Origin of the sequence: Bradyrhizobium sp. WBAH42, from assembly GCF_024585265.1 — a bacterium.
Taxonomy (GTDB): domain Bacteria; phylum Pseudomonadota; class Alphaproteobacteria; order Rhizobiales; family Xanthobacteraceae; genus Bradyrhizobium.
In genome coordinates this window covers 1407601-1432279 of the sequence record NZ_CP036533.1, presented here as the reverse complement: position 1 = coordinate 1432279, position 24679 = coordinate 1407601, and the positions used below count along the sequence as shown (strand labels likewise).

Below are 24679 nucleotides of genomic sequence, written 5' to 3'. Positions count from 1 at the left end.
CCTGTTGGCTGCGCTTGGACATAGCGAACACGCGGACAAGCCGCCCGGCCCGATCGGGCAGCTGCGCGCGCGCATCGTCGGCCTGCTGCGGGCGGTGCCGATCCGCTGGCGCATCCTGTCGATCGCCGCGCTGAACTCCGCCGTGGTCGTGGTGCTGGTGGCGATGATCTGGAACGGCGCGCAGGTGCTCGGTTCGGCCTGGGACGACGTGCGCCAGGTGCGCGAGTCCGACCGGATCCTGGCGCTGCTTGAAAGCGAGACCGGACGGCTGCAGAACCTGATCCACCGCTACATCAACCAGCCGAGCCCGGACCTGTTCGCCGAGATCCTGTTGCTGCGCGAGGCGGTGCTGGGCACGCTGACGGGTCGCGCCGCCAAGGACCCGATGCTGTCGGGCTCGGTCGAGGAGCTGGAGCGCACCACCGACCGCTTCCTCAACGGCTTCGGCGAGCTGCGCAGCGTGCAGGCCACGATCGCCAAGACTTATGAAGAGCAGGTGCAGGGCCCGGCCAGGGACATGGCCGGGCTCTACTCCATCATCGAGGGCGCCACCGGCCATCGCGACGCGCTGATCTGGCCCTCGCTCGGCAAATCCCGCGAGGCCTTCACCGCGATGCTGGTTGCGGCCAATTCCTATTATCTGTCGCAGTCCTCGGGCGCCGCCGACGACGCACGCCGCAACACCGAGACGATCGAGCGGACCATCCCGGTCATGATCGATCTCGCCGACAACGACCTGCAGAGGATGGCGCTGCAGCGGCTCGGCGCCCGCACCGCCGCGCTGCGCGAGGGCTTTGCAAAGCTCTCCGAGCAGCTTGCGAGCCGCACCGAGCTGTTGCGCAACACCATCGACGCCAGCCAGGCCGAGGCGATCGGCGCCATCGACGACCTCTCGACCAAGATGCGCCAGCGCGAGCAGAAGGCGCAGGAGACGTTCGACCGCACGCTGGCGGACATCTCACGGCGCGTGCTGTCGATCGCGGTGATCTTCCTCGGCATCATCCTCACCGCGGGCGTCCTGATCGCGCTGTCGATCCGCCTGCCGCTGCAGCAGATCATGACGGCGATGCGCGCGATCACGCTCGGCGATCTCGACCGCGAGGTGCAGGGCACCAAGGCGCGCGACGAGGTCGGCGCCATGGCGCGCGCGGTGGAGGTGTTCCGCGAGAACGCGATCGCCAAGCGCCGGACCGAGGACGAGCTGCGCGCCTCGAAGGAGAAGGCCGAGAGCGCCCTGCTCGAGCTCAACGCCGCGCAGCAGAACCTGATCGACGCCGAGCGGCTGGCCGCGCTCGGCGGCCTGGTTGCCGGCGTCGCGCACGAGGTCAACAACCCGATCGGCATCAGCCTGACGGTGGCCTCGAGCTTTGCCCGGCGCACCGAAATCTTCGAAGCCCAGCTCAAGGGCGACGGCGGCCTGCGCCGCTCGCAGCTGGAGGAGTTCGTGCAATCCTCGCGCGACGCCTCGCAGCAGCTCGTCGCCAATCTCCAGCGCGCCGGCGAGCTGATCCAGTCGTTCAAGCAAGTCGCGGTCGACCGTTCCCATGCCGAGCGGCGGCAGTTCTCCCTGAGCGAAGCCACCGACCAGATCATCGCCAGCCTCAAGCCCGTGCTGAAGCGCTCGCCGATCACGCTGGAGGTCGACGTGCCCGAGGGGCTGCTGCTCGACGGCTATCCCGGCTCCTACGGCCAGATCCTGACCAACCTCTTCCTAAACGCCGCCAACCACGCCTTCGCCGACGGCCGCGCCGGCCGGATCGCGATCTCGGCGCGGCCGCGCGGGACCGAGGACATCGAGATCAGCTTCTCCGACGACGGGGCCGGCATGACCCCCGACGTGCAGCGCCAGGCCTTTGACCCTTTCTTTACCACCCGGCGCAATGAAGGCGGCACGGGACTTGGCCTTCATATCGTCTATAACCTCGTCACCCAACAGCTCGGCGGCCGCATGATGCTGGAATCCAAGCTGGGACAAGGCACTACTTTTCGCATTATCATGCCCCGCGTCGCCAAGGGCGGCGCGCAAAGCACAGAAAGTGACGGATCTTCTCAATGGCCGAACAGGACGATGTCCTCCACCTGATCGACGATACCGGTACCGCGTCGGAGGATAGCAACGCCCGGAAATGGAAGATCGCCGTCATCGATGACGATCCGGCCGTCCATGACGGCACGCGTTTTGCGCTGTCGGACTACAGTCTGAACGGCCAGAGCCTGGAGATCCTGTCGGCCTATTCCGCGGCGGAAGGCCGCAAGCTGATGGCCGAGCACCGCGACGTCGCCGCCGTGCTGCTCGACGTCATCATGGAGACCGACGTCGCCGGCCTCGAGCTGGTCGAGTTCATCCGCAACGAGATCCGGAACGAGACCGTGCGCATCATCCTGCGCACCGGCCAGCCCGGCCAGGCGCCGGAGCGGCGCGTGATCGTTCAGTACGACATCAACGACTACAAGGCCAAGACCGAGCTCACCGCCGACAAGCTGTTCACCTCGCTGACCGCGGCGCTGCGCTCCTATCAGCAGCTCGAGCGCATGGTGCAGACGCGGCGCGGGCTGGAGATCATCATCGACGCCGCATCCACGCTGTACGACTTCAAGTCGATGCAGCGGCTCGCCGAGGGCGTCCTGACCCAGCTCGCTTCGCTGCTCAACGTCGATTGCGCCGGCATCCTCGTGCTGCGCGACAATGGCGGCAACGATCCCGAGCTCTCCGTGCTCGCCGGCAGCGGCTGCTACAGCCGCTTCATCGGCACCACGTCGTCGAAGGCGCTCGACCCCGAGCTGCGCGAGATGGTGGAGGCCGCGTTCCAGCGCCGCAAGAACGAGTTCGCCGACCATCGCAGCGTGATCTATTTGCGCACCGGATCGGGGCGCGAGGTCGTGGTGCTGCTGCAGGCCGAGCGCGAGCTGTCGGAGACCGACCGCTCGCTGGTCGAGATCTTCTCGAGCCGGCTCTCGATCGCCTTCGACAACGTCATCCTCTATCAGCAGCTGCAGGACGCCAACACCCAGCTGGAGGACCGCGTCGCCCAGCGCACCCGCGCGCTGATGCAGGCCAACCGCCGGCTCTCGGCGCAATGGCTGCGCCTGCAGCGCGCCAACGGCTTCAAGAACGAGATTCTGGGCACCGTCGCGCACGACCTGAAGAACCCGCTCGGCGTCATTCTCGGCCGCACCGAGATGCTGAAGGAGCTGATCTCGACCGGCGCCTCGGAAAGCGGCGTGGTCGCCCAGGTCGACCACATCCGCGACGCCACCAAGCGCCTGACCACGATGGTCGATCATTTGATCTCGGACGCGATGGCGGATGCCTTCGACATCACCATCCGCCGCGAGCCGGTCGACGTCGCCGCCCTGGTCAAGGAGGTCGCCGAGGCCAACCAGCCGCTCGCCGTCAACAAGCAGCAGGCGATCAGCGTCACGGCGCCGGCCAACATCGTCACCATGTGCGACACCGACCGCATCCGCGAGGCGATCGACAATCTCATCAGCAACGCCATCAAATACTCGCCGATCGGCGGCAAGATCGAGGTGGCCGTCGTGCACGAAGGCAGCGACACCATGGTCCGTGTCAGCGACGAGGGCGCCGGCCTGTCGCCGGAGGATCTCGGCCGCCTGTTCGGCCGGTTCCAGCGGCTGTCGGCCAAACCGACCGCCGGCGAGAGCTCGACGGGACTTGGTCTGTCCATCGTCAAGCGTATCATCGACATGCACGGCGGCGAGGTGACCGCCGAAAGCGAGGGCCCCGGCAAGGGCTCGACCTTCACCATCACCCTCCCCGCGACCGAAATACCATGATGCAAAGACCATGACTCAAAGCCAGCACATCATGATCGTCGACGACGAGGCCCCGGCCCGGGAGATGGTCGGCGATTACCTCAAGATGCACGGCTTCACCGTGACGCTGTGCGACGGCGGCAAATCCTTGCGCGCCGCGATCCAGGGCAGCATGCCCGACCTCGTCGTGCTCGACCTCAACATGCCCGAGGAAGACGGGCTCTCGATCATCCGCGACCTCAAGAGCCGCATCAACGTGCCCGTGATCATGCTGACCGCGACCGCGAGCCCGATCGACCGCGTGGTCGGCCTCGAGCTCGGCGCCGACGATTACGTCGCAAAGCCCTGCGAGCTGCGCGAATTGATGGCGCGCATCCGCTCGGTGCTGCGCCGGAGCGGGCCGGCCAAGGCGGCGGACGCGCCGGCGGCGAAGTCGGACAAGGAGCAGCTGGTGCGCTTCGGCACCAAATGGCTCGACCTCGAAGCGCAGGCCTTGCGCGACGACGAGGGCAACGAGCATCCGCTGACGGCGTCCGAGTTCGGGCTCTTGAAGGTGTTCGCGGCCAACCCGAAGCGCGTGCTGTCGCGCGAGCGCCTGCTCGAGCTTGCCAACGCCCGCGATGCCGAAGCCTTCGACCGCGCGGTCGATCTGCGCATCATGCGCATCCGCCGCAAGATCGAGCCCGACCCGGCCAAGCCCGCCGTGATCCGCACCATCCGCGGCGGCGGCTATCTGTTCTCGCCGCAGGGCGAGAAGGCGTAAGGGCGAGCGGCACGCCAGATGCCGGTAGGGTGGGCAAAGCGAAGCGTGCCCACCATTCCTTCGATAATTGCGAGAGATCGTGGGCACGGCGCTTTGCGCCTTTGCCCACCCTACGAGACCGGCATCTTGAACGCTTCGCGCCCCGGGACGACGGCGGTGGGAGCGGCGCGACCAAACGCAATCCCCCGGGATTCGTTCCGCGGCGTCACTGTCCGCGTCCGATAACCTACCCCCGTATTTTCCGTATATTGAAATCACACGGTTTTTTGCCTCGAATGTTTCGTCGCGGCGGTTGCTACGAAACAATTTGACGGCGCACGAAACCATTTTCCGCTTTTCGTGCAGACGTCCCGAAACGTTGGCTGATTAACACTTTGACCCAAGGAAACGCCGCTCGGTTGCGGCGCTACGGGGAGCCAAGTCCATGCCGAACGTCATTGCCATCAACGCCCAAGCCAGCCAGAGCATCATTGCCGCTCAGGCGACCTCGGACGACATGCTCCTCGAAAGCATTGCCGGCGGCAACCGGACGGCCATGCACATCCTTTATTGCCGGCACAATGTGCGGGTGTACCGCTTCATCCTGCGCATCGTGCGCGACGCCACCACGGCGGAAGATCTGGTCAGCCAGGTGTTTCTGGACGTGTGGCGGACCGCCGGCCAGTTCCAGGGCCGCTCGCAGGTGTCCACCTGGCTGCTCTCGATCGCCCGCTTCAAGGCGCTGACCGCGATGCGCCAGCGCCGCTTCGAGGACATCGATCAGGAAGACGTGCGCCAGATTCCTGATGATTGCGACACGCCGGAGACCTCGCTCGACCGCAGCGACACCAGCGCCATCCTGCGCGCCTGCGTGCAGAAGCTGTCGCCGGCGCACCGCGAGATCATCAACCTCGTCTACTACCACGAGAAGTCGGTGGAGGAGGTCGGCCAGATCATCGGCATCCCCCAGAGCACGGTGAAGACGCGGATGTTCTATGCCCGCAAGCAACTCGCCGATTTGCTTAAGGGCGCCGGCGTCGACCGTTTCGCCGCGTAAGCGCAATGATTTCAAGGGGATAGGACATCAATGTTGGCCCTATTCCCGGACACGGAAGCGTTACCACTGATGAAACAATTGAAACAAACGACAACATCAGGCGGAAAAACTTCCGCTCTATAAAGCTCCCATACGGTTTCGTTAAACCTCCCAAGACCTCCAGCGACCCGGACGATGCCCCGTCCGGGTCGTTTTGTATTTGGGGCCCGCGGCGGCAGCTGCAGGCTCCGCCTCTCCCGCTTGCGGGAGAGGCCGACGCGCCCGGGCGATGCGCAGCATCGCCGGCGCGGCGGGTGAGGGTTCTTTCCTCTGGGGGAGTGTCCCGTTGTGGAGACACCCTCTCCCCAGCCCTCCCCCGCAAGCGGGGGAGGGAGCGCACCGATGGCGGAGCCGGCACCGTGCTCTGCAAAGCGATAGGCTCCGTCACGAAGGCGTGACGCTGCGTAACGACCGTCGCATCCATCCCGAACATCCCTCGCGACCACCATAACGAGTGCGCCATGCTCGAACTCCTCTTTGCTCTCCTCGCCGGAATCCTCACCATCGCCGCGCCCTGCACGTTGCCGATGCTGCCGATCCTGCTTGGCGCTTCGATCGGGCACTCCTCGCAACTGCGCCCCGCGATGATCGCGCTCGGCTTCGTCGTCTCGTTCTCGGCCGTCGCGCTGGCGCTCGGCGCGATCACGCGGATCTTCGATTTCGATCCGAACGTGCTGCGCGAAGCGGCGTCGATCCTGCTGCTCGGCTTCGGCCTGTTGATGCTGTGGCCGGCGCCGTTCGAGTGGCTGTCGATCCGGCTCAATGGCTGGCTCGCTCTCGGCAATTCGAGCAGCACGCAGCGCGAGGGCGCGCTCGGCGGGCTCATCCTCGGCACCACGCTGGGCCTGGTCTGGACGCCCTGCGCAGGGCCCGTGCTCGGCTCGATCCTGACGCTGGTGGCGACCTCGAAGAATCTCGGCTGGGCCGGCACGCTGCTGATCGCCTATGCGATTGGCGCGGCAATTCCGATGCTGGCGATCGCCTATGGCGGACAGGCGGCGACCACGCGCGTGCGCAGCCTGGCCCGGATCTCGCCGCGGCTGCAGCAGGGGTTTGGCCTGGTCGTGATCGGCTTCGCGGTCGCCGCCTATTTCCAATACGACACGCTGATCGTGGCGTGGCTCACCGGCTTCTACCCCACCGGCCAGATCGGCCTGTGATCACCCTCATCATCACCGAAAGGACGCTTTCCATGACTCTCAAGCTGCTCGCAACCTCTGCTGCACTGATCGGCATCACCGTCACCGGCGCCGTCATCCCCGGCATCTGCGACGAGGCCGCGCGCGCCGCGCCTCTCGTCACCGCCGCCGCGAACCAGCAGGCCGCGCCCGACTTCGCCGGCATCACCAACTGGTTCAACTCGAAGCCGCTGAGCATCGCCGACCTCCGCGGCAAGGTCGTGCTGGTCGACTTCTGGACCTATGGCTGCGTCAACTGCGTCAACACGCTGCCGCACGTCACCGAGCTCTACGCCAAGTACAAGGATCGGGGTCTCGTCGTGGTCGGCGTGCACACGCCGGAATTCCCGTTCGAGCGCTCGGCCGCCAACGTGCAGGCCGCGCTGAAGCGCCACGGCATCACCTATCCGGTGGCGCAGGACAATGAGTCCAAGACCTGGAACGCCTATCGCAACCAATATTGGCCGGCGCAATACATCGTCGACCAGAGCGGCAAAATCGTGTTCCAGCACGCCGGCGAAGGCCGCTATGACGAGATCGATCGCACGGTGGCCAGGCTGCTGAACGCGAGCAGCTGACGCCGCGGGGACCATCGCGCGGCGGGCTGCAATTGTCGCCCTTGTTGCTTGACTCCACGGAGCCGTCCGTGGAGTTTCGCAACCCGACGCAATCAGCCGCCCGCAATGGACGCGACCACCAGCACCGACATCCGCCTTCGTGAAGGGTCCTCGATCGCACAGCGGCTGGTCGTGGCCGGCTCGGCGGCGGCCGTCGCGCTCTGCTTTACGCCGGGACTGTTCACGCAGGACGTTCTGGAAATCCTGATATCGGCGGTGGCGCTGCTGGTGGGAGCCGGATTCGTCGTCGGCATCATGATGGCGCCGGCGGTGGTGTGGATCATCACGCCGGACGAGATCCTGATCGGCCGGCAGCGGCCGTTCGGAAAGCTCCAGACGCGCCTCGTCGGCAAGGACGAGATCACGGCGCTACAGGTCCCCGGCAGCAAGAGGGTGAAGGCCCGTTTCCAACTCGTCTTCACGCTTGCCTCGGGCGAGCGCCTGACCTCGCCGCCGATTCCCGATGTCACCCATGTTCGTGACACCGTGGCGTGGATCGCGGCGCATTTCGACGTTCCCAATGTCGAGACGCCGAGCAACCCGCTCGATGCCAGCAATCCCGAGATGCATCTCGGCGAGCCGCTCGAGGCGTTTTCGGCGCGGGACATCCGGATCGTCGCACTGATCGCGGTGGCTCTGTCCGCGGTCCCCTATGCCTATAAGCTGTGGCGCGGCCTGTCCCCCAGCCATGTCGATATCCTGCTGCTGCCGCTGGGCGCGATCGCGGCATTCGCGGTCTATCGCTATGCGAACCTCGCCACCGGCGCATTCTGGGTGATCGGAGCGAACGATATACGCGTCGAGCGCCTGTGGGGCGACGGCAGCTTGCGGGCCGACCATATCGCCGGGCCCGACGTCAAGTCGATCACGGTCGAGCGCCGCGGCCGCTCCGAGGACGAGCATTGCATCGTGGTGATCCGGCTGCATTCGGGCCGACGGTTTCGCAGCCCCCGCATCGGCTCGCGGCCCGAGGCCCGCGCCGTGGCGACGGAGATCGTGCGGCGGCTCGGGATCGCGGCGGAGAGCAACCGGATTTAGCTGGCGCCTCGTGCCCACTGTCAGCGCTGATCTCACCGCGGGTTCGGTCTGTGCCTCTCCCGCTTGCGGGAGAGGTCGCGCCGAAGGCGCGGGTGAGGGTTCTCTCCCCTGGGGGAGTGTCCCGTTGTGGAAGCACCCTCTCCCTGGCCCTCCCCCGCAAGCGGGGGAGGGAGCTCACCTCCCGAGCGGCAACACCTATGCTTTTCGCGCCATCCCCTGTTCGTGGCATTGCGCTGGGCCCGTCAAAAAACCAAAGCATTCTCGTGACATGCCAGGACGGCGCGCCATCAACTTGCCATGAACTTGCCCCTCAGGTTTGATGGTTCCGAATGATTTGCGCTGTGGCAGCGGGGAGAGCTTGATATGACGGATTTTCGTCGCCTGACCGGGATTTTCGTGGCTGCGATGGGACTGGTCCTGTCCACGCCGCACGCCTTCGCCCAGCAGCCGGACCGCGGCGACGAGCCGGGCCTGATCGCGGACGATGCCTACCAGCTCGAGCCGGAATGGCAGAAGCAGGTGGTGTACTTCCGAACCACGGAAGCGCCCGGCACCATCATCGTCGCGACCGCCGAGCGCCACCTCTACCTGGTGCAGCCGGGCGGGCGCGCCATCCGCTACGGGATCGGCGTCGGCCGCGACGGTTTTCAGTGGCAGGGACTGGTGACCATCACCAACAAGAAGGAGTGGCCGGACTGGACGCCGCCGCCGGAGATGATCCAGCGCCAGCCCTATCTGCCGCGTTTCATGGCCGGCGGCCCCGGCAATCCGCTGGGCGCCCGCGCCATGTATCTGGGCACCACGGTCTATCGTATCCACGGCACCAACCGCCCTGATACGATCGGCACCAAGGTGTCCTCAGGCTGCTTCCGTCTCGTCAACAACGACGTCGCCGATCTCTACGATCGCGTGCCTGTCGGCACCAAGGTCGTGATCCGGCAGAAGCCCGAGCTCTGAAGGCTCTTAGATTCGAGCATGATCCCTCGGGATCATGCTCCATCCCCTCCTCCGCTTCCTATTCCGATACTTTCGAGAGAGAGACATCATGCGCACTTTTCGTGGCGGCCTGCTGATCGGGCTCGCGGTCGCCGTGCTGGTCGGCGTCCTCGCCATCATCTATGAATTCTACGACACCCGCACCCTGAAGCGCACCGTGCGCCGCGGCGAAGTGCTGTGCGGCGTCAACAAGGGCCTGCCGGGCTTCTCGTATTCGGAAGACAACAAGAACTGGAGCGGCTTCGACGTCGATTTCTGCCGCGCGGTGGCTGCTGCGATCTTCAACGATCCCGGCAAGGCGAAGATGATTCCGCTCGACGCCAGCGAGCGCTTCAGGGAATTGCAGAGCCGGAAGATCGACATCCTGTCGCGCAACACGACCTGGAGCATGGCGCGCGAACTCGAGTATGACCTCTATTTCCCTGCCATCGCTTATTACGACGGCGCCGGCTTCATGCTGCCGCGCTCGCGCAACAAGGAGACGTCGCTGGATCTGACCGGCAGCAAAGTCTGCGTGCAGGCCAACACCACGACGGCGCTCAACGTCGCCGACTACTTCCGCGTCAACAACATGAAGTATGAAGAGGTGAAGTTCGACAACCTCGCCGACGTGGTCAAGGCCTACGACACCGGAAAATGCGACACGTTCTCCGCCGACGTTTCTCAGCTCTATGCTCTGCGGCTGAACCTGACGAAGCCCGGCGACCACATGATCCTGCCGGACATGATCTCCAAGGAGCCGCTCGCCCCCGTCGTGCGCCAGCGCGACGACGACTGGATGATGATCGTGAAGTGGACGCTGTACGCGATGATCAACGCCGAGGAGCTCGGCGTGTCCTCGGAGAACATCGACGAGGCCCTGAAGTCGAAGAAGCCGGAAGTGATGCGCCTCGTCGGCACCGATGGCAATTACGGCGAGCAGCTCGGCCTCACCAAGGACTGGGCCGCGCGCATCATCCGCCACGTCGGCAATTACGGCGAGATGTATGATCGCAACATCGGCGAGAAGTCGAAACTGAAGATCCCGCGCGGCATGAACCAGCTGTGGAACGCAGGCGGCGTGCAATACGCGCCGCCAATGCGGTAAGGCGGTCTAACCACCGTCATTGCGAGGAGCGCAGCGACGAAGCAATCCGGACTGTCTCCACGGCAAGATTCTGGATTGCTTCGCTGCGCTCGCAATGACGAGATTGGGGCAAGCGCTCTCTACACTCTCAACTGTCATCGCCCGGCTCGACCGGGCGATCCAGTATTCCAGAGACTTCAAACGTATGCGGAGAGGCCGCGGCGTACTGGGTCGCCCGGTCAAGCCGGGCGACGACGCCGAGGGTGTGGCGCGCCTCGCGCCCCAACCCCGCCTCAATACCCCCGCGACCGTGCCAGCTGCTCGGTGTGGTAGTTCGCGTCGCCGAACAGCTCCTCGCAGACCCGCGCGCGCTTCATGAAGAAGCCGATGTCGAACTGGTCGGTCATGCCCATGCCGCCGTGCATCTGCACGCCTTCCTGCACCGCGCGCGTGGCGGTGGTGCCTGCGCGCGCCTTGGCGACGGCGACGGCGGGCGTGGCCTTGACGACGTCGGCATCCAGCGCCTGCAGCGCCTTCATGGTGGCGGCGCGGGTGATCTCGATGTCGATATAGAGCTCGGCGGCGCGATGCTGCAGCGCCTGGAATTCGCCGATCAGCTTGCCGAATTGTTTGCGGCTCTTCAGATACTCGACGGTGCGGTTGAACACTTCATCGCTGAGGCCGACCATTTCGGCAGCGACCGCGCCGCGGCCGATATCGAGCACGCCATCGAGCAGGCCGGCCGCCTGGTCGACCTCGCCGAGCACGCTGTCGGCATCGACCTCGACATTGGCAAATTCGATCCGCGCCGCATTGTGCGCATCGACCATGATGGTGCGCTCGATCGCAACGCCCTTGGCTTTGGGATTGACCAGGAACAGCGTCAGGCCCTCGCGCTCGCCGGCGTCGCCCGCGGTGCGGGCAGCGACGATCAGGAGATCGGCGACGTGGCCGTCGACCACCAGCGCCTTGGCACCGGAGAGCTTGAAGCCGTTGCCGGCGCGCACGGCCTTAAGGCTGGTCTGCAGCGGGCGATGCTTGGCGCCCTCGTCGATCGCCAGCGTCGCGAGCAGCGAGCCGCTCGCGATCTCCGACAAATATTCCGATTTTTGCGCGGCATTGCCGCCGCGGGACAGCACTGATGCCGCCACCACTGACGTCGCAAGGAAGGGCGATGGCATCAAGGTGCGACCGATCTCCTCCATGATAATTCCGGCCTCGACGAAACCGAGACCGCTGCCGCCGAACTCTTCCGGCACCAGCAAGCCGGCGAAACCCATCTCGGCGAAGGAATGCCAAAGCTCCTTGGAGAAACCGGTGGGGTCCTTGCTGTCGCGCAAGTGCCGCAGGTGCGACACCGGCGCCTTGTCGCTGATCAGCCCGCGCGCGGAGTCGCGGAGCATAGATTGTTCTTCAGTGAGGACGAGGGGCATGTGCGTTTTTCCGATTCGTAATCTATTTGGTAGTTCGTCATTCCGGGATGGCCCGAAGGGCCAGGCCCGGAATCCATCGAGCGGCAGAGTTGGTGGATAGATGGATTCCGGGCTCGCGACTTCGTCGCGCCCCGGAATGACGGAAAGCCTTACGCCCCCGGCAGGTCCAGGATGCGCTTGGCGACGATGCCGAGCATGACCTCGCTCGTGCCGCCCTCGATCGAGTTGGCCTTGGTGCGCAGCCAGGCGCGCGGGCGGGCGCCCTGCCTGGAGCGCTCGCTTTCCCATTCCAGCGCATCGACGCCGCCGGCCGACATCAGGATCTCGTGGCGGCGCTTATTCAGCTCGGTGCCGTAATACTTCATCGCCGAGGAGAACGCCGGATGCGCCTGCCCCGCCTTGGCGAGATCGACCGCGCGCTCGGCGCAGGCAGCCAGCGCGGCCTCATCGACGTCGAAGCTGGCGATCTGGCCGCGTAGCATCGCATCGTCCAGCCTGCCTTGCCCATCGGTGCCGACCGAGTCGGCTGCGATCTGGCCGAGCGGCCGGCCGACGCCGCGCTCGCCCATCCCTGAGATCATCGCGCGCTCGTGCTGGAGTAGATATTTCGCAACGTCCCAGCCGCGGTTGATGGTGCCGACCACATGCGACTTCGGCACCCGGACATTGTCGAAGAAGGTCTCGCAGAACGGCGAATAGCCGGAGATCAAGAGGATCGGCTTGGTCGAGACGCCCTTCGAGGTCATGTCGAACAGGATGAAGCTGATGCCGTCATGCTTCTTCGCGGTCGGGTCGGTGCGGACCAGGCAGAAGATCCAGTCGGCGTAATTGGCGTAGGACGTCCAGATCTTCGAACCCGTGATGATGAAGTCGTCGCCGTCGCTCTCGGCGCGGGTCTGGAGCGAGGCGAGATCGGAGCCGGCGTTCGGCTCGGAATAGCCCTGGCACCAGCGGATCTCGCCGGCCGCGATCTTCGGCAGATGCTCCTTCTTCTGGGCGTCGTTGCCGTATTTGAGCAGCGCCGGCCCGAGCATCCAGATGCCGAAGCTCGACAGCGGCGGCCGCGCGCCGATCCGCGCCATCTCGGCACGCAGCACCTTGTGCTCGGCAGCGCTTAAGCCCCCGCCGCCATATTCCCTCGGCCAATCCGGTACGGTCCAGCCCTTGTCGCGCATGCGTTCGAACCAGATGCGCTGCGGCTCGGACGAGAATTTGGCGTTGCGCCCGCCCCAGAACACGTCGGCGTCCGAGGTTGCGGGCTTGCGCATCTCCGGCGGGCAATTGGCTTCCAGCCAGGCGCGTGTCTCGTTGCGGAATGTGTCGAGATCGGCGGCTTCAGTATCGCTGGCTTTGAGATCGCTCATGATCGTTTCCATCACCCAAAATTCGAATTGTTGTCGCCGAGTCTGGGCCAAGCCCCCGCGGAATTCAACCACTTATCGGTTATAGTCGCCGCTGCGGCGAGCCTTGAAAACAAAGAGGAAACCACAATGCGCCTAAAGCTTCTTTCGCCTGGCGAAATGAACGAGAGCCAGCGGCAGACCTATGACGAGTCGATCGCCGGCAAGCGCGGCAAGCCGCCGGCGCCGATGATGGCCTGGCTGAACAGCCCCGAGATGGCGCGACATGCCACGCGGCTCGGCGAGGTGCTGCGCTTCGACACGATCTTCCCGGCGAAGCTCTCGGAGATCGCGATCCTGGTGACGGCGCGGCACTGGGCCGCGCATTACGAATGGTATGCGCACAAGCGCCTGGCGCTTGCCGGCGGCATGAAGCCTGAGATCATCGCGGCGATCCGCGACCGCCGCACGCCCGACTTCGACGATCCCGAGGGGAAGATGATCTACGATCTCGCGAAGTCGCTGCATGAGGGCCACGGCGTCGAGAAGGGCCTCTACGACGAGGCGGTGAAGCTGCTCGGCGAACGCGGCGTGGTCGAGGTGATCGGGCTGTGCGGCTATTACACGCTGGTGTCGATGACGCTGAACACGTTCGAGTTCGGCCTGCCCGAGGGTGAAGTATCGGAGCTGGCATAGTTTCCCATTCGGAAACGGTGGGTTTCGCGTTTGGCCGTAGCACCGGCTCGGGGCCGGGCTTACGTGCATGTTTTCGATGGAGCATTCACATGTCGCAAAGCCCGACCATTCCTGCCGGCACCAGGATCGGCCATGTCCACCTCAAGGTCGCCGACCTCGATCGTGCGCTCGGCTTCTATTGCGGCGTGCTCGGCTTCGAGTTGATGCAGCGGATGGGCTCGGGCGCAGCCTTCATCTCGGCCGGCGGCTATCATCACCACATCGGGCTCAACACCTGGGAGAGCAAGGGCGGCTCGCCGCCACCGCCAGGCACGACCGGGCTCTATCACACCGCGATCCTGTTTCCGACGCGGCCTGCGCTGGCGGATGCGCTGCATCGGGTGCTCACGGCCGGCATTGCGCTCGATGGCGCCAGCGACCACGGCGTCAGCGAGGCGCTTTACCTGCGCGACCCCGACCAGAACGGCGTGGAGCTGTATTGGGACAAGCCGCGGGAGCAATGGCCGTTCGGGCCTGACGGGAAGCTCGCGATGGTCACCAAGCGGCTGGATGTCGAAGCGCTGCTGAGGCAGCGGCAGGGGTGAAATGCCTAGAGCGGAATGGCTTTAGGTTGAATCGATTGCCACGGGCTCGGTGCAACCTCTCCCGCTTGCGGGAGAGGTCGGCGCGTCCGGGCGATGCGAAGCATCGTCCCGCGCGCCGGGTGAGGGCTTTCTCCTCTTGGAGATTGTCCCATTGCGGAAGCACCCTCTCCCCAACCCTCTCCCGCAAGCGGGAGAGGGAGCGCACCTCCGCCATTGCGCGATCAAGCCTCATTTCGTCGCGCTGATGGGCACGGCGCGACGTGCGCCGTTGCCCACCCTGCATGCGCCGAGCGATCAGCGTCCGGCGTCCATGTCGCCCGCCTCGCGCTGGCCGCTGAGCCAGAGCGCGAGCAGGGTCCAGAACGCGCCCGACAACAGATACGCACCCGAGGCGATGACGCCGAGATTGGTGGCGAGCAGCAGCGCGACCAGCGGGGCGAAGCCGGCGCCGAACAGCCAGGCCATGTCGGAGGTCAGCGCTGACGCCGTGTAGCGGTACATCTGCCTGAAGTTCGAGGCGATCGCACCCGACGACTGGCCGAACGACAGCCCGAGCAGGATGAAGCCGATCACCATGTAGATGGTCTCGCCGAACGCGCCGGCATCGAGCAGCTGCGGCGCGAAGCCGCTGTAGACCGCGATCGCGATCGCCGATCCCATCAAGAGCGACTTGCGGCCGACGCGGTCGGCGATGATCCCGGAGGCCACGATGGCGGCGACGCCGAACACGGCGGCGACGATCTCGATGATCAAAAAGCGCACCGGGCTTTCGCGGGTGAACAGGAACACCCAGGACAGCGGAAACACCGTGACCATATGGAACAGCGCAAAGCTCGCCAGCGGCGCGAAGGCCCCCAGCATGATGTTCTGGCCTTCGCGCGCAACCGTCTCGGAGATGCGCGCGGGCTGCAATTCGCGGCTCTCGAACAGCGAGGCGTATTCTTCCGTCGTCACCATGCGCAGGCGCGCGAACAGCGCCACGACGTTGATGGCAAAGGCAACGAAGAACGGATAGCGCCAGCCCCAGTCGAAGAAATCATCGGCCGAGAGCAGACCGGCAAAATAGGCGAACAGCGCGCTCGCCACGATCAGCCCGAGCGGCGCCCCGAGCTGCGGCACCATCGCGTACCAGCCGCGCTGGGAGGCCGGCGCATTCAGCGCCAGCAGCGAAGCCATGCCGTCCCAGGCGCCGCCCCAGGCCAGACCCTGCGCGATGCGCGCCAGCGCCAGCAGCCAGATCGCGGCGACGCCGATCTCGTGATAGCCGGGCAGGAATGCGAGCGCGACGGTAGCGGTGCCGAGCAGGAACAGCGCCGACACCAGCTTGGCCGTCTTGCCGTATTCCCGGTCGATGGTCATGAAAATGACGGTGCCGATCGGACGGGCCATGAAGGCCAGCGCGAACACCATGAATGAATAAAGCGTGCCGGTCAGCTCGCTCGCGAACGGGAACACCAGGCGCGGAAACACGATCACCGAGGCGATCGCGAAGACGAAGAAGTCGAAGAATTCCGAGGTACGGCCGATGATGACGCCGATGGCGATCTCGCCGGGACTGGCCTGGTCGTGGCCGTGCTCGCCCGTGTGGAGGTCTGCCATTGCGGGGGTCTGTGCCGTCGCCATTCGTGCGCCCTTAACGTCCTGAAAACCAAAGCCGACCGCCCGGCGGGACGCCAGGCAATCTGCCCCTGTCTGACCCAACCTCCCGCACTGCAACATTGGACAAATTGTCCAATGTCCGGATTGTTGCGCCGCAGCTACCCGTTGGCCCCGCAAAGGAAACTCATTCTCATAAGGCTCGGCCCGTGTCTCGTCTCAAGATCCTGGCGCTACTACCTCTGGCTGCCGCGCTCAGCGGCTGCGACTACGTCGTGCTGGCGCCAGCCGGCGATATCGCCGCGCAGCAGCGCGACCTCGTCATCATCTCCACCGTCCTGATGCTCCTGATCGTCGTGCCCGTGATGGCGTTGACGGTGCTGTTCGCCTGGCGCTACCGCCAGTCCAACACCGAGGCCCGCTACGAGCCGGACTGGGATCACTCGACCAAGCTCGAGCTGGTGATCTGGTCGGCGCCGCTCTTGATCATCGTTTGCCTCGGCGCGCTGACCTGGATGGGCACGCATCTGCTCGACCCCTATCGCACGCTCGGCCGCATTCATGCCGAGCGCGCCGTGGACCAGTCCAAGGCCCCGCTCGAGGTCGACGTGGTCGCGCTCGACTGGAAGTGGCTCTTCATCTATCCGGACTACGGCATCGCCACGGTCAATGAACTCGCAGCTCCGGTCGACCGCCCGATCACCTTCCGCATCACCGCGTCCTCGGTGATGAACTCGTTCTACATTCCCGCGCTCGCCGGCCAGATCTACGCGATGCCGGGCATGGAGACCAAGCTCCACGCCGTCGTCAACCACGCCGGCACCTACAGGGGCTTTTCGGCGAACTATAGCGGCGCCGGCTTCTCCGGCATGCACTTCAACTTTAGGGGACTCGACGACAAGGGTTTTGACGCCTGGATCGCGAGCGCCAAGTCCGCCGGCGGATCGCTCGGCCGCGCCGAATATCTCCAGCTGGAGAAGCCCAGCCAGAACGAGCCGGTGCGGCGCTGGGGCACCGTCGATGCCGATCTCTACCGCCTGATCCTCAACATGTGCGTCGAGACCGGCAAGATGTGCCAGAGCGAGATGATGGCCATCGACGCCAAGGGCGGCAACGGCCATCAGGGCCTGAACAACACGCTGCCGCTCACCTACGACAAGTATGCCCGCCGCGGCGCCCCGCTCGGGCCCGAGCCGAGCTTCGTCGCCGGCACCTGCACGCCGGATGCGCCGCAGGGCAAGACCACCGCGTCGATCACGGCGCCCGTGGACACCGCGCCGTTGCTCGGCGCCGGCCTGAAGCGGCCGACCTTCACGCCGCTGAAGTCCTCGTCCTTCTTCCTCGGACAGCGTCCGAAGTCTGATTCCTAAAGAGAACGCGCATGTCTCCTGATCTTCTCAAGCTCATCTTCGGCCGGCTCGGCCTCGAATCGCTGCCGCTGCACGAGCCGATCGTCGTCGGCACCTTCGTGGTGGTCGCGCTCGGCGGCGCGGCACTGCTCGGCGGCCTCACTTATTTCCGCCTCTGGGGCTATCTCTGGCGCGAATGGTTCACCACGGTGGACCACAAGCGCATCGGCATCATGTACATGATCCTCGGCATCGTGATGCTGCTGCGCGGCTTTGCCGACGCGCTGATGATGCGCGGCCAGCAGATGCTCGCCTTTGGCGGCTCCGAAGGCTATCTCAACGCCCATCACTACGACCAGGTCTTCACCGCCCACGGCGTGATCATGATCTTCTTCGTGGCGATGCCGCTGGTCACGGGCTTGATGAACTACGTCGTGCCGCTGCAGATCGGCGCGCGCGACGTCTCGTTCCCGTTCCTGAACAATTTCAGCTTCTGGATGACGGTCGGCGGCGCGGTGCTGGTGATGGCCTCGCTGTTCATCGGCGAATTCGCCCGCACCGGCTGGCTGGCTTATCCGCCGCTGTCGAACATCGGCTACAGTCCCGACGTCGGTGTCGACTATTACATCTGGGCGCTGCAGGTCGCCGGCGTCGGCACGACGCTATCAGGCATCAACCTGATCTGCACCATCGTCAAGCTGCGCTGCCCCGGCATGACCATGATGAAGATGCCGGTGTTCACCTGGACCTCGCTCTGCACCAACGTGCTGATCGTCGCCTCCTTCCCGGTCCTGACCGTGGTGCTCGCGCTGCTGTCGCTCGACCGCTATGTCGGCACCAACTTCTTCACCAACGATTTCGGCGGCAGCCCGATGATGTACGTGAACCTGATCTGGATCTGGGGCCACCCCGAGGTCTACATCCTGGTTCTCCCGGCGTTCGGCATCTTCTCCGAGGTCACCTCGACCTTCTCGGGCAAGCGGCTGTTCGGCTACACCTCGATGGTCTATGCCACCGTCGTCATCACCATCCTGTCGTACCTGGTTTGGCTGCACCACTTCTTCACGATGGGCTCGGGCGCCAGCGTCAACTCGTTCTTCGGCATCACCACGATGATCATTTCGATCCCGACGGGCGCGAAGATGTTCAACTGGCTGTTCACGATGTATCGCGGCCGCATCCGCTACGAACTGCCGATGATGTGGACCATCGCCTTCATGCTGACCTTCGTGATCGGCGGCATGACCGGCGTTTTGCTCGCGGTGCCGCCGGCCGACTTCGTGCTGCACAACAGCCTGTTCCTGATCGCCCACTTCCACAACGTGATCATCGGCGGCGTGGTGTTCGGCGCGTTCGCCGGCATCAATTACTGGTTCCCGAAGGCGTTCGGCTTCAAGCTCGATCCGTTCTGGGGCAAGATGTCGTTCTGGTTCTGGGTCACCGGCTTCTACCTGGCCTTCATGCCGCTCTACGTGCTCGGCCTGATGGGCGTGACCCGTCGCCTGCGCGTGTTCGACGATCCGTCCTTGCAGATCTGGTTCGTCATCGCCGCGATCGGTGCCGTGTTCGTCTTCATCGGCATTCTCTCGATGCTGATGCAGTTTGCGGTCAGCCTGCTCAAGCGCGAGCAGCTCAAGGACGTCACCGGCGATCCCTGGGATGCCCGCACGCTGGAATGGGCGACCTCCTCGCCGCCGCCGGACTACAACTTCGCGTTCACCCCCGTCGTTCACGACAATGACGCGTGGTGGGACATGAAGCGGCGCGGCTATCAGCGTCCGCTCACCGGGTTCAGGCCGATCCATATGCCCAGCAGCACCGGCACCGGCGTCATCCTCGCCGGCCTCACCACCGCGATGGGTTTCGGCCTGATCTGGTACATCTGGTGGCTGGCGGCCGTGAGCTTCATCGCGATGCTCGCCGTCGGGATCGGCCACACCTTCAACTATCACCGCGACTTCGACATTCCGGCTGAAGACGTCATCCGGACCGAGGACGCGCGCACCAAACTGCTCGCCGGAGCCAAGTAAATGACCGTTGCCGTCAATCCCTCGCAGACCGGCGAGCCGGTCTTCTACCTCGCCGACGAGCATCCGCATCCGGAAGGCTGGAGCACGTCGCTCGGCTTCTGGATCTACCTGATGAGCGACTGTCTCATCTTCGCGATCCTGTTCGCCACCTTCGGCGTGCTCGGCGGCAATTACGCCGCCGGGCCCGCGCCGAAGGACCTATTCGACCTGAACCTGGTCGCGGTGAACACCTCGATGCTGTTGCTGTCGTCGATCACCTACGGCTTTGCGATGCTGACCATGCAGCAGAACAAGGTCGCGCAGACGCAAGTTTGGCTCGCGATCACCGGTCTGTTCGGGGCCGCGTTCATCGGCATCGAGCTCTTCGAGTTCGCCCACATGATCCACGAGGGAGCCACGCCGCAGCGCAGCGCCTTCCTCTCCGCCTTCTTCACCCTGGTCGGCACCCACGGCCTGCACGTCACCTGCGGCCTGATCTGGCTGGTGACGCTGATGGTGCAGGTCGGAAAGTTCGGCCTGATCGAGGCCAACCGCCGCCGCCTGATGTGCCTGTCGATGTTCTGGCACTTCCTCGACGTGGTCTGGATCGGCGTCTTCACCTTCGTCTATCTCCTGGGAGTTCTGCGATGAACACCGATACCCACGCAGCCGGCGCGCACGACCATCACCACGAGGGCGGCCACGCCCACAGCACGTTCTCGGGCTACATGCTCGGCTTCGTGCTCTCGGTCGTGCTCACCGCGATCCCGTTCTGGCTGGTGATGAGCGGCGTACTGCCGAGCAAGCAGATCACCGCGCTGGTGATCATGGCCTTCGCGGTCGTGCAGATCGTCGTGCACATGGTCTACTTCCTGCACATGAACACGACATCCGAGAACGGCTGGACCATGATGGCGCTGATCTTCACTATCGTGATGGTGGTGATCGCACTGTCGGGTTCGCTGTGGGTGATGAGCCACCTCAACAGCAACATGATGCCCATCCACCAGATGAGCGGCATGAAGTGAACGATATCGGGACCGTGACGGGCAAGGATGTAGATGCGCGCAGCGAGGCTGCGCGATCCCCGTCCTTGTGGCTCACGGTCCTCTCGCTCGTTGCTTTTGTGATTCTGATCGCGCTGGGCGTCTGGCAGGTCGAGCGCCGCGCGTGGAAGCTGGCGCTGATCGACCGGGTCGAGCAGCGCGTCCACGCGCCGGCGCAGCCGATCCCCTCGCCCGCGGCGTGGCCCGCCGTCAGTGCCGCAAGCGACGAATACAGGCACGTCAGCCTCAGCGGGCGCTTTCTGCATGAAGGCGAGACACTGGTTCAGGCCGTCACCGAGGAAGGCCCCGGCTATTGGGTGCTGACGCCGCTTCAGCGCGACGACGGCACGCTGGTGCTGATCAACCGCGGCTTCGTGCCGTCCGAGCGGCGCGACGCATCGACGCGCCGGGACGGCAATCCCGAAGGTCGGGTGGAGATCACCGGCCTCCTGCGCGTCACCGAGCCGAAGGGCGGCTTTCTCCGGAATAACGTGCCCCAGCACAACCGCTGGTACTCGCGGGACGTCGCCGCCATCGCGGCGGCACGCGGCCTTCGCGAGGTCGCGCCCTTCTTCGTGGATGCCGACGCCGGATCACAAATTGCCGGCGGCCCAATCGGCGGATTGACCGTGATCCGCTTTCCCAATAACCACCTGATCTACGCGCTGACGTGGTTTGCCCTGGCTTTCATGCTGACCGGCAGACTTTTCGTCACATTCGGCGGCGGGCTGTTCCGCCGCAGGCGCTTCGTCCACGACAAGGCCGGCGGCTCGGATGCCGTCGCCCGCAGGACGGGATCAGATGCTGGAACGATCGTCGAGCCGACCTGACGACGGGAAAACGCTTTCCCAGACGCTTGGGCGTGACGGGCAAGCCGTCACGCTGCAATCGAAGGCCGACGCGCGCAGCGAACTGATCGGCACCACGCCGACCGACGACGAGACCAACCGCAAGAACATGGCGCTGCTGATCCAGCTGCGCTGGACCGCGGTGGTCGGCCAGATCGTGACCATCGGTGCCGTGCATTTCGGCTTGGGCATCCCCCTGCCGCTGGAGCGGATGGGCGCGGTGATCGGCGCGCTGGTGCTACTCAACGTCTCCAGCCTGGTCTGGGTGCGCCATCGCGCCGCGATCACCAACAACGAGCTGTTGGTCGCCCTGATGCTGGACGTCGCCGCGCTGACCGCGCAGCTTTATCTCTCCGGCGGCGCCACCAATCCCTTCACCTCGCTGTTCCTGCTCCAGGTGACACTCGGCGCGGTGCTGCTCGATGCCCGCTCGACCTGGTCGCTGGTGGCCCTGACCTGCGCGAGCTTCGTCTGGCTGACCCTGGCCTACCGGCCGCTCGATCTGCCACCCAATCCGTTGAGCGAGACTTATACGCTCACGGTGCTCGGCATGCTCCTGGGCTTCGTGCTCAACGCCGTCCTGCTCGTCGTGTTCGTCACCCGCATCAACCGAAATTTGCGCGAGCGCGACGCCCATCTGGCGGCGCTGCGCCAGCGTGCCGCCGAGCAGGACCATATCGTGCGCATGGGCCTGCTCGCCTCCGGCGCGGCCCATGAGCTCGGCACGCCGCTCGCCTCGCTCTCGGTGATCCTCAGCGATTGGCGCCGCATGCCGGATCTTGCCGCCGATCAGGAGCTTGCCGAGGACCTCGCCGAAATGGAGACGTCGCTGCAGCGCTGCAAGTCGATCGTGACGGGCATCCTGGTGTCGGCGGGTGAGGCGCGCGGTGAGGGCTCCTCGCCGACGACGGTGACGGCCTTCGTCACCGCGCTGGTCGACGAATGGCGCAATGCGCGCTCCGCCCGCACGCTCTACTTCGTCAACACCTTCGGCGAGGACGTCGCGATCGTCTCCGACGTCGCACTGAAGCAGGTGATCTTCAACGTGCTCGACAACGCCTATGAGGTCTCGCGCGAGTGGGTCGAGCTCGTCGCCGAGCGCGAGGGCGACAATCTCGTGCTGTCGATCTCCGACCGCGGCCCGGGCTTTGCGCCGGAGATGCTGGCGCAGCTGGGCAAGCCCTACCAGTCGAGCAAGGGCCGCGCCGGCGGCGGGCTCGGCCTGTTCCTGGTGGTGAACGTCGTGCGCAAATTGGGGGGCACCGTGACCGCCGAGAACCACAGGAAGCGCGGCGCCACCGTGCGCCTGACGCTGCCGCTTGCAACATTGGCGATCGGAGGGAATTTTGACGCCTGACCGTTCGCTCATCGTCGTCGAGGACGATGCGGGCTTTGCGCGCACGCTGAAGCGCTCGTTCGAGCGCCGCGGCTACGAGGTCGTGCTCGCCGCCTCGATCGAGGAGGTGCGCCAGGTGCTGGAGGAACGCTCCTTCGGTCATGCCGTCGTCGACCTCAAGCTCGGCGGCGCCTCGGGACTTGCCTGCGTTGAGCTGTTGCACACGCACGATCCCGACATGCTGATCGTGGTGCTGACCGGCTTTGCCAGCATCTCCACCGCCGTCGAGGCGATCAAGCTGGGGGCCTGCCACTATCTGGCAAAGCCGTCGAACACCGACGACATCGAGGCCGCCTTCCACAAGGCCGAAGGCAACGCCGAGGTCGCGCTCGATACGCGGCCGACCTCGATCAAGACGCTGGAATGGGAACGCATCCACCAGACCTTGATCGAGACCGAGTTCAACATCTCGGAGGCGGCCCGCCGGCTGGGCATGCACCGGCGGACGCTGGCGAGGAAGCTCGAGAAGCGGCCGGTGAAGTAGGCGGGCTATCGGATTTGAGAGCATTCCCTGCGGCCATCCTTCGAGACGCCCGCTTTAGGCGGCTCCTCAGGATGAGGACGGAGTGCGTGGCTGCAGTTTCAACGAGCACTGAAACTGATTAGCCCCATCCTGAGGCGGCGCGTCAGTGGCGTCACGAAGGACGAGGCGTGCGCTCCGGCCCTTATTTGCCGAACCGCGCGATCAATTCGTCAAGCGCGACGTGGCCTTTGCACGATCCCGTTCCCGGATCAGAGCCGCCGTCCTCCAGAGCGGTGGCGTAGAGGACCGCGGGATCGGCTTCGAGGCGAGCCCGCAGTGCCGCCAGCTTCGGCCAGCGGCTCCTCTCCGCAACCGCGTGGAAGTCGAGCCAGCGCGCGACGCCGACAAGCACGGCGTCGGCCAGCGTCGGCCGCTCCCCGATCAGAAATTGCCGCGATTCGATCATCGCTTCGAGTTTGTCATGGCGCTCGATGACCCTTGCTGTGCCAAAGGCGCGCAGGGCGGACTTCGTCGCGGGCTGCATGGCTTCGGCTTCCAATGCGGCCCACAGCGGCGCGAAGGCGGCGGTGAAACCGGTATTCACGAACGCCATGAGCTGATGCATGCGATCGGCTTGCCGCGACGAGGGATCGAAGCTGATGCGCCGTTCGACATCCCTGGCCTCTAACCAGGCCGCGATCGCCATCGTTTCCGTCAGCACCTCGCCCTGCTCGGTGACGAACACCGGCGTCTCATGTCGCGGATTGATGCGGGCGTATGACGGGCTTCGCATCTCGCCCATCATGTCGACCCGGCACATCCGATATGGCTTGCCCAGCCATTCGAGCGCCGCGACGAGCCCCATGGAGCTTCCCTTCGGGAAGCCGTAGAGTAGAATTGGGTCCATGATCCATTCTCCGTGATTTCTGATGATCACGCTGCGCAGCGGTGATGCGACCCTAGTCGCTCGCCGCGTCGAGTAAATTACGAACTTTTTTGTAACCTGGAGGCGCCGATGAAGGATCTCGTGTCGAGATGCCCCATCGAGGAAGTGATGCAGGTCCTGAGCGGTCGCTGGCCGACGCTGCTCATCTATTATTTGAAGCAGGGCACCAAGCGCTTCAGCGACTTGCGCCGCGACAATCCGACCATTTCACACCGAATGCTCGCACTCGAGCTCCGCAAGCTGGAGGACGCCGGCATCGTAAGCCGCACTGAATTCGGCGGATATCCGCTGCGCGTCGAGTACGATCTGACGTCCGCCGGTCATGCGCTCGTGCCATTGATCGATGCCTTGGGCAACTGGTGGACGTCGGTTGCGGCCGCGGCTGACGGAGAAGGCCGTCCCGGCGAGATCGGCGTCTCGGCAAGGACGCAGCGGACTTGAAAAGACCCAAGTGAGGAGACTG

The 24679-nt window shown here is 65.1% G+C and carries 23 protein-coding genes; 19 read left to right on the top strand and 4 right to left on the bottom strand.

The window, feature by feature from the left end; genetic code table 11:
- Positions 1-4 precede the first annotated feature (4 nt).
- From DCG74_RS06655 to DCG74_RS06615, 9 genes are all read left to right on the top strand, one after another.
- Entirely contained in the window at positions 5-2083 is a 2079-nt protein-coding gene (locus DCG74_RS06655; protein ID WP_210268314.1) for an ATP-binding protein, read from the top strand.
- Positions 2053-3798 carry a DUF3369 domain-containing protein gene (locus tag DCG74_RS06650; RefSeq protein ID WP_172786184.1) on the top strand — a complete coding sequence of 582 codons (1746 nt, stop codon included), beginning with the start codon at positions 2053-2055 and terminating at the stop codon, positions 3796-3798. Before DCG74_RS06655 ends, DCG74_RS06650 begins: the two co-directional genes overlap by 31 nt.
- Before the next feature lie 10 nt (positions 3799-3808).
- Positions 3809-4540, top strand: coding sequence for a response regulator (locus tag DCG74_RS06645; RefSeq protein WP_036020286.1), 732 nt, complete (start codon positions 3809-3811; stop codon positions 4538-4540).
- Positions 4541-4964: 424 nt separating this feature from the next.
- On the top strand, positions 4965-5576 hold the full coding sequence (locus DCG74_RS06640; RefSeq protein WP_172786185.1) for a sigma-70 family RNA polymerase sigma factor: 612 nt from the start codon (positions 4965-4967) through the stop codon (positions 5574-5576).
- Between the two features lie 500 nt (positions 5577-6076).
- Entirely contained in the window at positions 6077-6775 is a 699-nt protein-coding gene (locus tag DCG74_RS06635) for a cytochrome c biogenesis CcdA family protein (protein ID WP_172786186.1), read from the top strand.
- A gap of 32 nt (positions 6776-6807) precedes the next feature.
- Positions 6808-7371 (top strand): thioredoxin family protein, encoded by a 564-nt coding sequence (locus DCG74_RS06630; protein ID WP_172786187.1) that lies wholly within the window; start codon positions 6808-6810, stop codon positions 7369-7371.
- Between the two features lie 105 nt (positions 7372-7476).
- Positions 7477-8448 carry a hypothetical protein gene (locus DCG74_RS06625; protein WP_172786188.1) on the top strand — a complete coding sequence of 324 codons (972 nt, stop codon included), beginning with the start codon at positions 7477-7479 and terminating at the stop codon, positions 8446-8448.
- Positions 8449-8811: 363 nt separating this feature from the next.
- Positions 8812-9405, top strand: a complete 594-nt coding sequence (locus tag DCG74_RS06620; RefSeq protein ID WP_172786189.1) for a L,D-transpeptidase — start codon at positions 8812-8814, stop codon at positions 9403-9405.
- An 88-nt stretch (positions 9406-9493) separates the two neighbouring features.
- Positions 9494-10531, top strand: a complete 1038-nt coding sequence (locus DCG74_RS06615) for an amino acid ABC transporter substrate-binding protein (RefSeq protein WP_172786190.1) — start codon at positions 9494-9496, stop codon at positions 10529-10531.
- 272 nt (positions 10532-10803) lie between these two features.
- On the opposite strand, the gene DCG74_RS06610 is transcribed toward DCG74_RS06615, so the two are convergent.
- A complete protein-coding gene (locus DCG74_RS06610; protein ID WP_172786191.1) occupies positions 10804-11943 on the bottom strand; it encodes an acyl-CoA dehydrogenase family protein in 1140 nt (379 codons plus the stop codon).
- Between the two features lie 149 nt (positions 11944-12092).
- Complete coding sequence (locus tag DCG74_RS06605; RefSeq protein ID WP_172786192.1) at positions 12093-13307, bottom strand: acyl-CoA dehydrogenase family protein; 1215 nt, start codon at positions 13305-13307, stop codon at positions 12093-12095.
- A 126-nt stretch (positions 13308-13433) separates the two neighbouring features.
- On the opposite strand from DCG74_RS06605, the gene DCG74_RS06600 reads away from it, so the two are divergent.
- A complete protein-coding gene (locus DCG74_RS06600; RefSeq protein ID WP_172786193.1) occupies positions 13434-13979 on the top strand; it encodes a carboxymuconolactone decarboxylase family protein in 546 nt (181 codons plus the stop codon).
- An 89-nt stretch (positions 13980-14068) separates the two neighbouring features.
- Positions 14069-14563, top strand: coding sequence for a VOC family protein (locus DCG74_RS06595; protein ID WP_172786194.1), 495 nt, complete (start codon positions 14069-14071; stop codon positions 14561-14563).
- A 294-nt stretch (positions 14564-14857) separates the two neighbouring features.
- On the opposite strand, the gene DCG74_RS06590 is transcribed toward DCG74_RS06595, so the two are convergent.
- Positions 14858-16186 carry an MFS transporter gene (locus tag DCG74_RS06590; RefSeq protein WP_172786195.1) on the bottom strand — a complete coding sequence of 443 codons (1329 nt, stop codon included), beginning with the start codon at positions 16184-16186 and terminating at the stop codon, positions 14858-14860.
- A gap of 182 nt (positions 16187-16368) precedes the next feature.
- Here DCG74_RS06590 and cyoA point away from each other — a divergent pair, with 182 nt between their 5' ends.
- Genes cyoA through DCG74_RS06555 form a run of 7 tightly spaced genes read left to right on the top strand, consistent with a single transcriptional unit; the run spans position 16369 to position 23291 of the window.
- Entirely contained in the window at positions 16369-17529 is a 1161-nt protein-coding gene (gene cyoA / locus DCG74_RS06585) for a ubiquinol oxidase subunit II (protein ID WP_172786196.1), read from the top strand.
- Between the two features lie 11 nt (positions 17530-17540).
- Positions 17541-19538 carry a cytochrome o ubiquinol oxidase subunit I gene (gene cyoB / locus DCG74_RS06580; RefSeq protein ID WP_172786197.1) on the top strand — a complete coding sequence of 666 codons (1998 nt, stop codon included), beginning with the start codon at positions 17541-17543 and terminating at the stop codon, positions 19536-19538.
- Complete coding sequence (gene cyoC, locus DCG74_RS06575; RefSeq protein ID WP_172786198.1) at positions 19539-20168, top strand: cytochrome o ubiquinol oxidase subunit III; 630 nt, start codon at positions 19539-19541, stop codon at positions 20166-20168.
- A complete protein-coding gene (gene cyoD, locus DCG74_RS06570; RefSeq protein ID WP_172786199.1) occupies positions 20165-20545 on the top strand; it encodes a cytochrome o ubiquinol oxidase subunit IV in 381 nt (126 codons plus the stop codon). The genes cyoC and cyoD overlap by 4 nt, the downstream gene beginning before the upstream one ends.
- Positions 20542-21393 (top strand): SURF1 family protein, encoded by an 852-nt coding sequence (locus DCG74_RS06565; RefSeq protein ID WP_172786200.1) that lies wholly within the window; start codon positions 20542-20544, stop codon positions 21391-21393. Before cyoD ends, DCG74_RS06565 begins: the two co-directional genes overlap by 4 nt.
- Positions 21365-22768 (top strand): ATP-binding protein, encoded by a 1404-nt coding sequence (locus tag DCG74_RS06560; protein WP_172786201.1) that lies wholly within the window; start codon positions 21365-21367, stop codon positions 22766-22768. Before DCG74_RS06565 ends, DCG74_RS06560 begins: the two co-directional genes overlap by 29 nt.
- Positions 22758-23291 carry a response regulator transcription factor gene (locus tag DCG74_RS06555; RefSeq protein WP_025033366.1) on the top strand — a complete coding sequence of 178 codons (534 nt, stop codon included), beginning with the start codon at positions 22758-22760 and terminating at the stop codon, positions 23289-23291. The genes DCG74_RS06560 and DCG74_RS06555 overlap by 11 nt, the downstream gene beginning before the upstream one ends.
- A 181-nt stretch (positions 23292-23472) precedes the next feature.
- Here the strand turns inward: DCG74_RS06555 and DCG74_RS06550 are convergent, their stop codons facing one another.
- The gene (locus DCG74_RS06550) at positions 23473-24177 is read right to left on the bottom strand and encodes a glutathione S-transferase family protein (RefSeq protein WP_172786202.1); all 705 of its coding nucleotides are present in this window, start codon (positions 24175-24177) and stop codon (positions 23473-23475) included.
- 108 nt (positions 24178-24285) lie between these two features.
- Between DCG74_RS06550 and DCG74_RS06545 the strand changes: the two genes are divergently transcribed.
- Positions 24286-24657: a helix-turn-helix domain-containing protein gene (locus tag DCG74_RS06545; protein ID WP_172786203.1), complete on the top strand. Its 372-nt coding sequence runs from the start codon at positions 24286-24288 to the stop codon at positions 24655-24657.
- Positions 24658-24679: the final 22 nt, after the last annotated feature.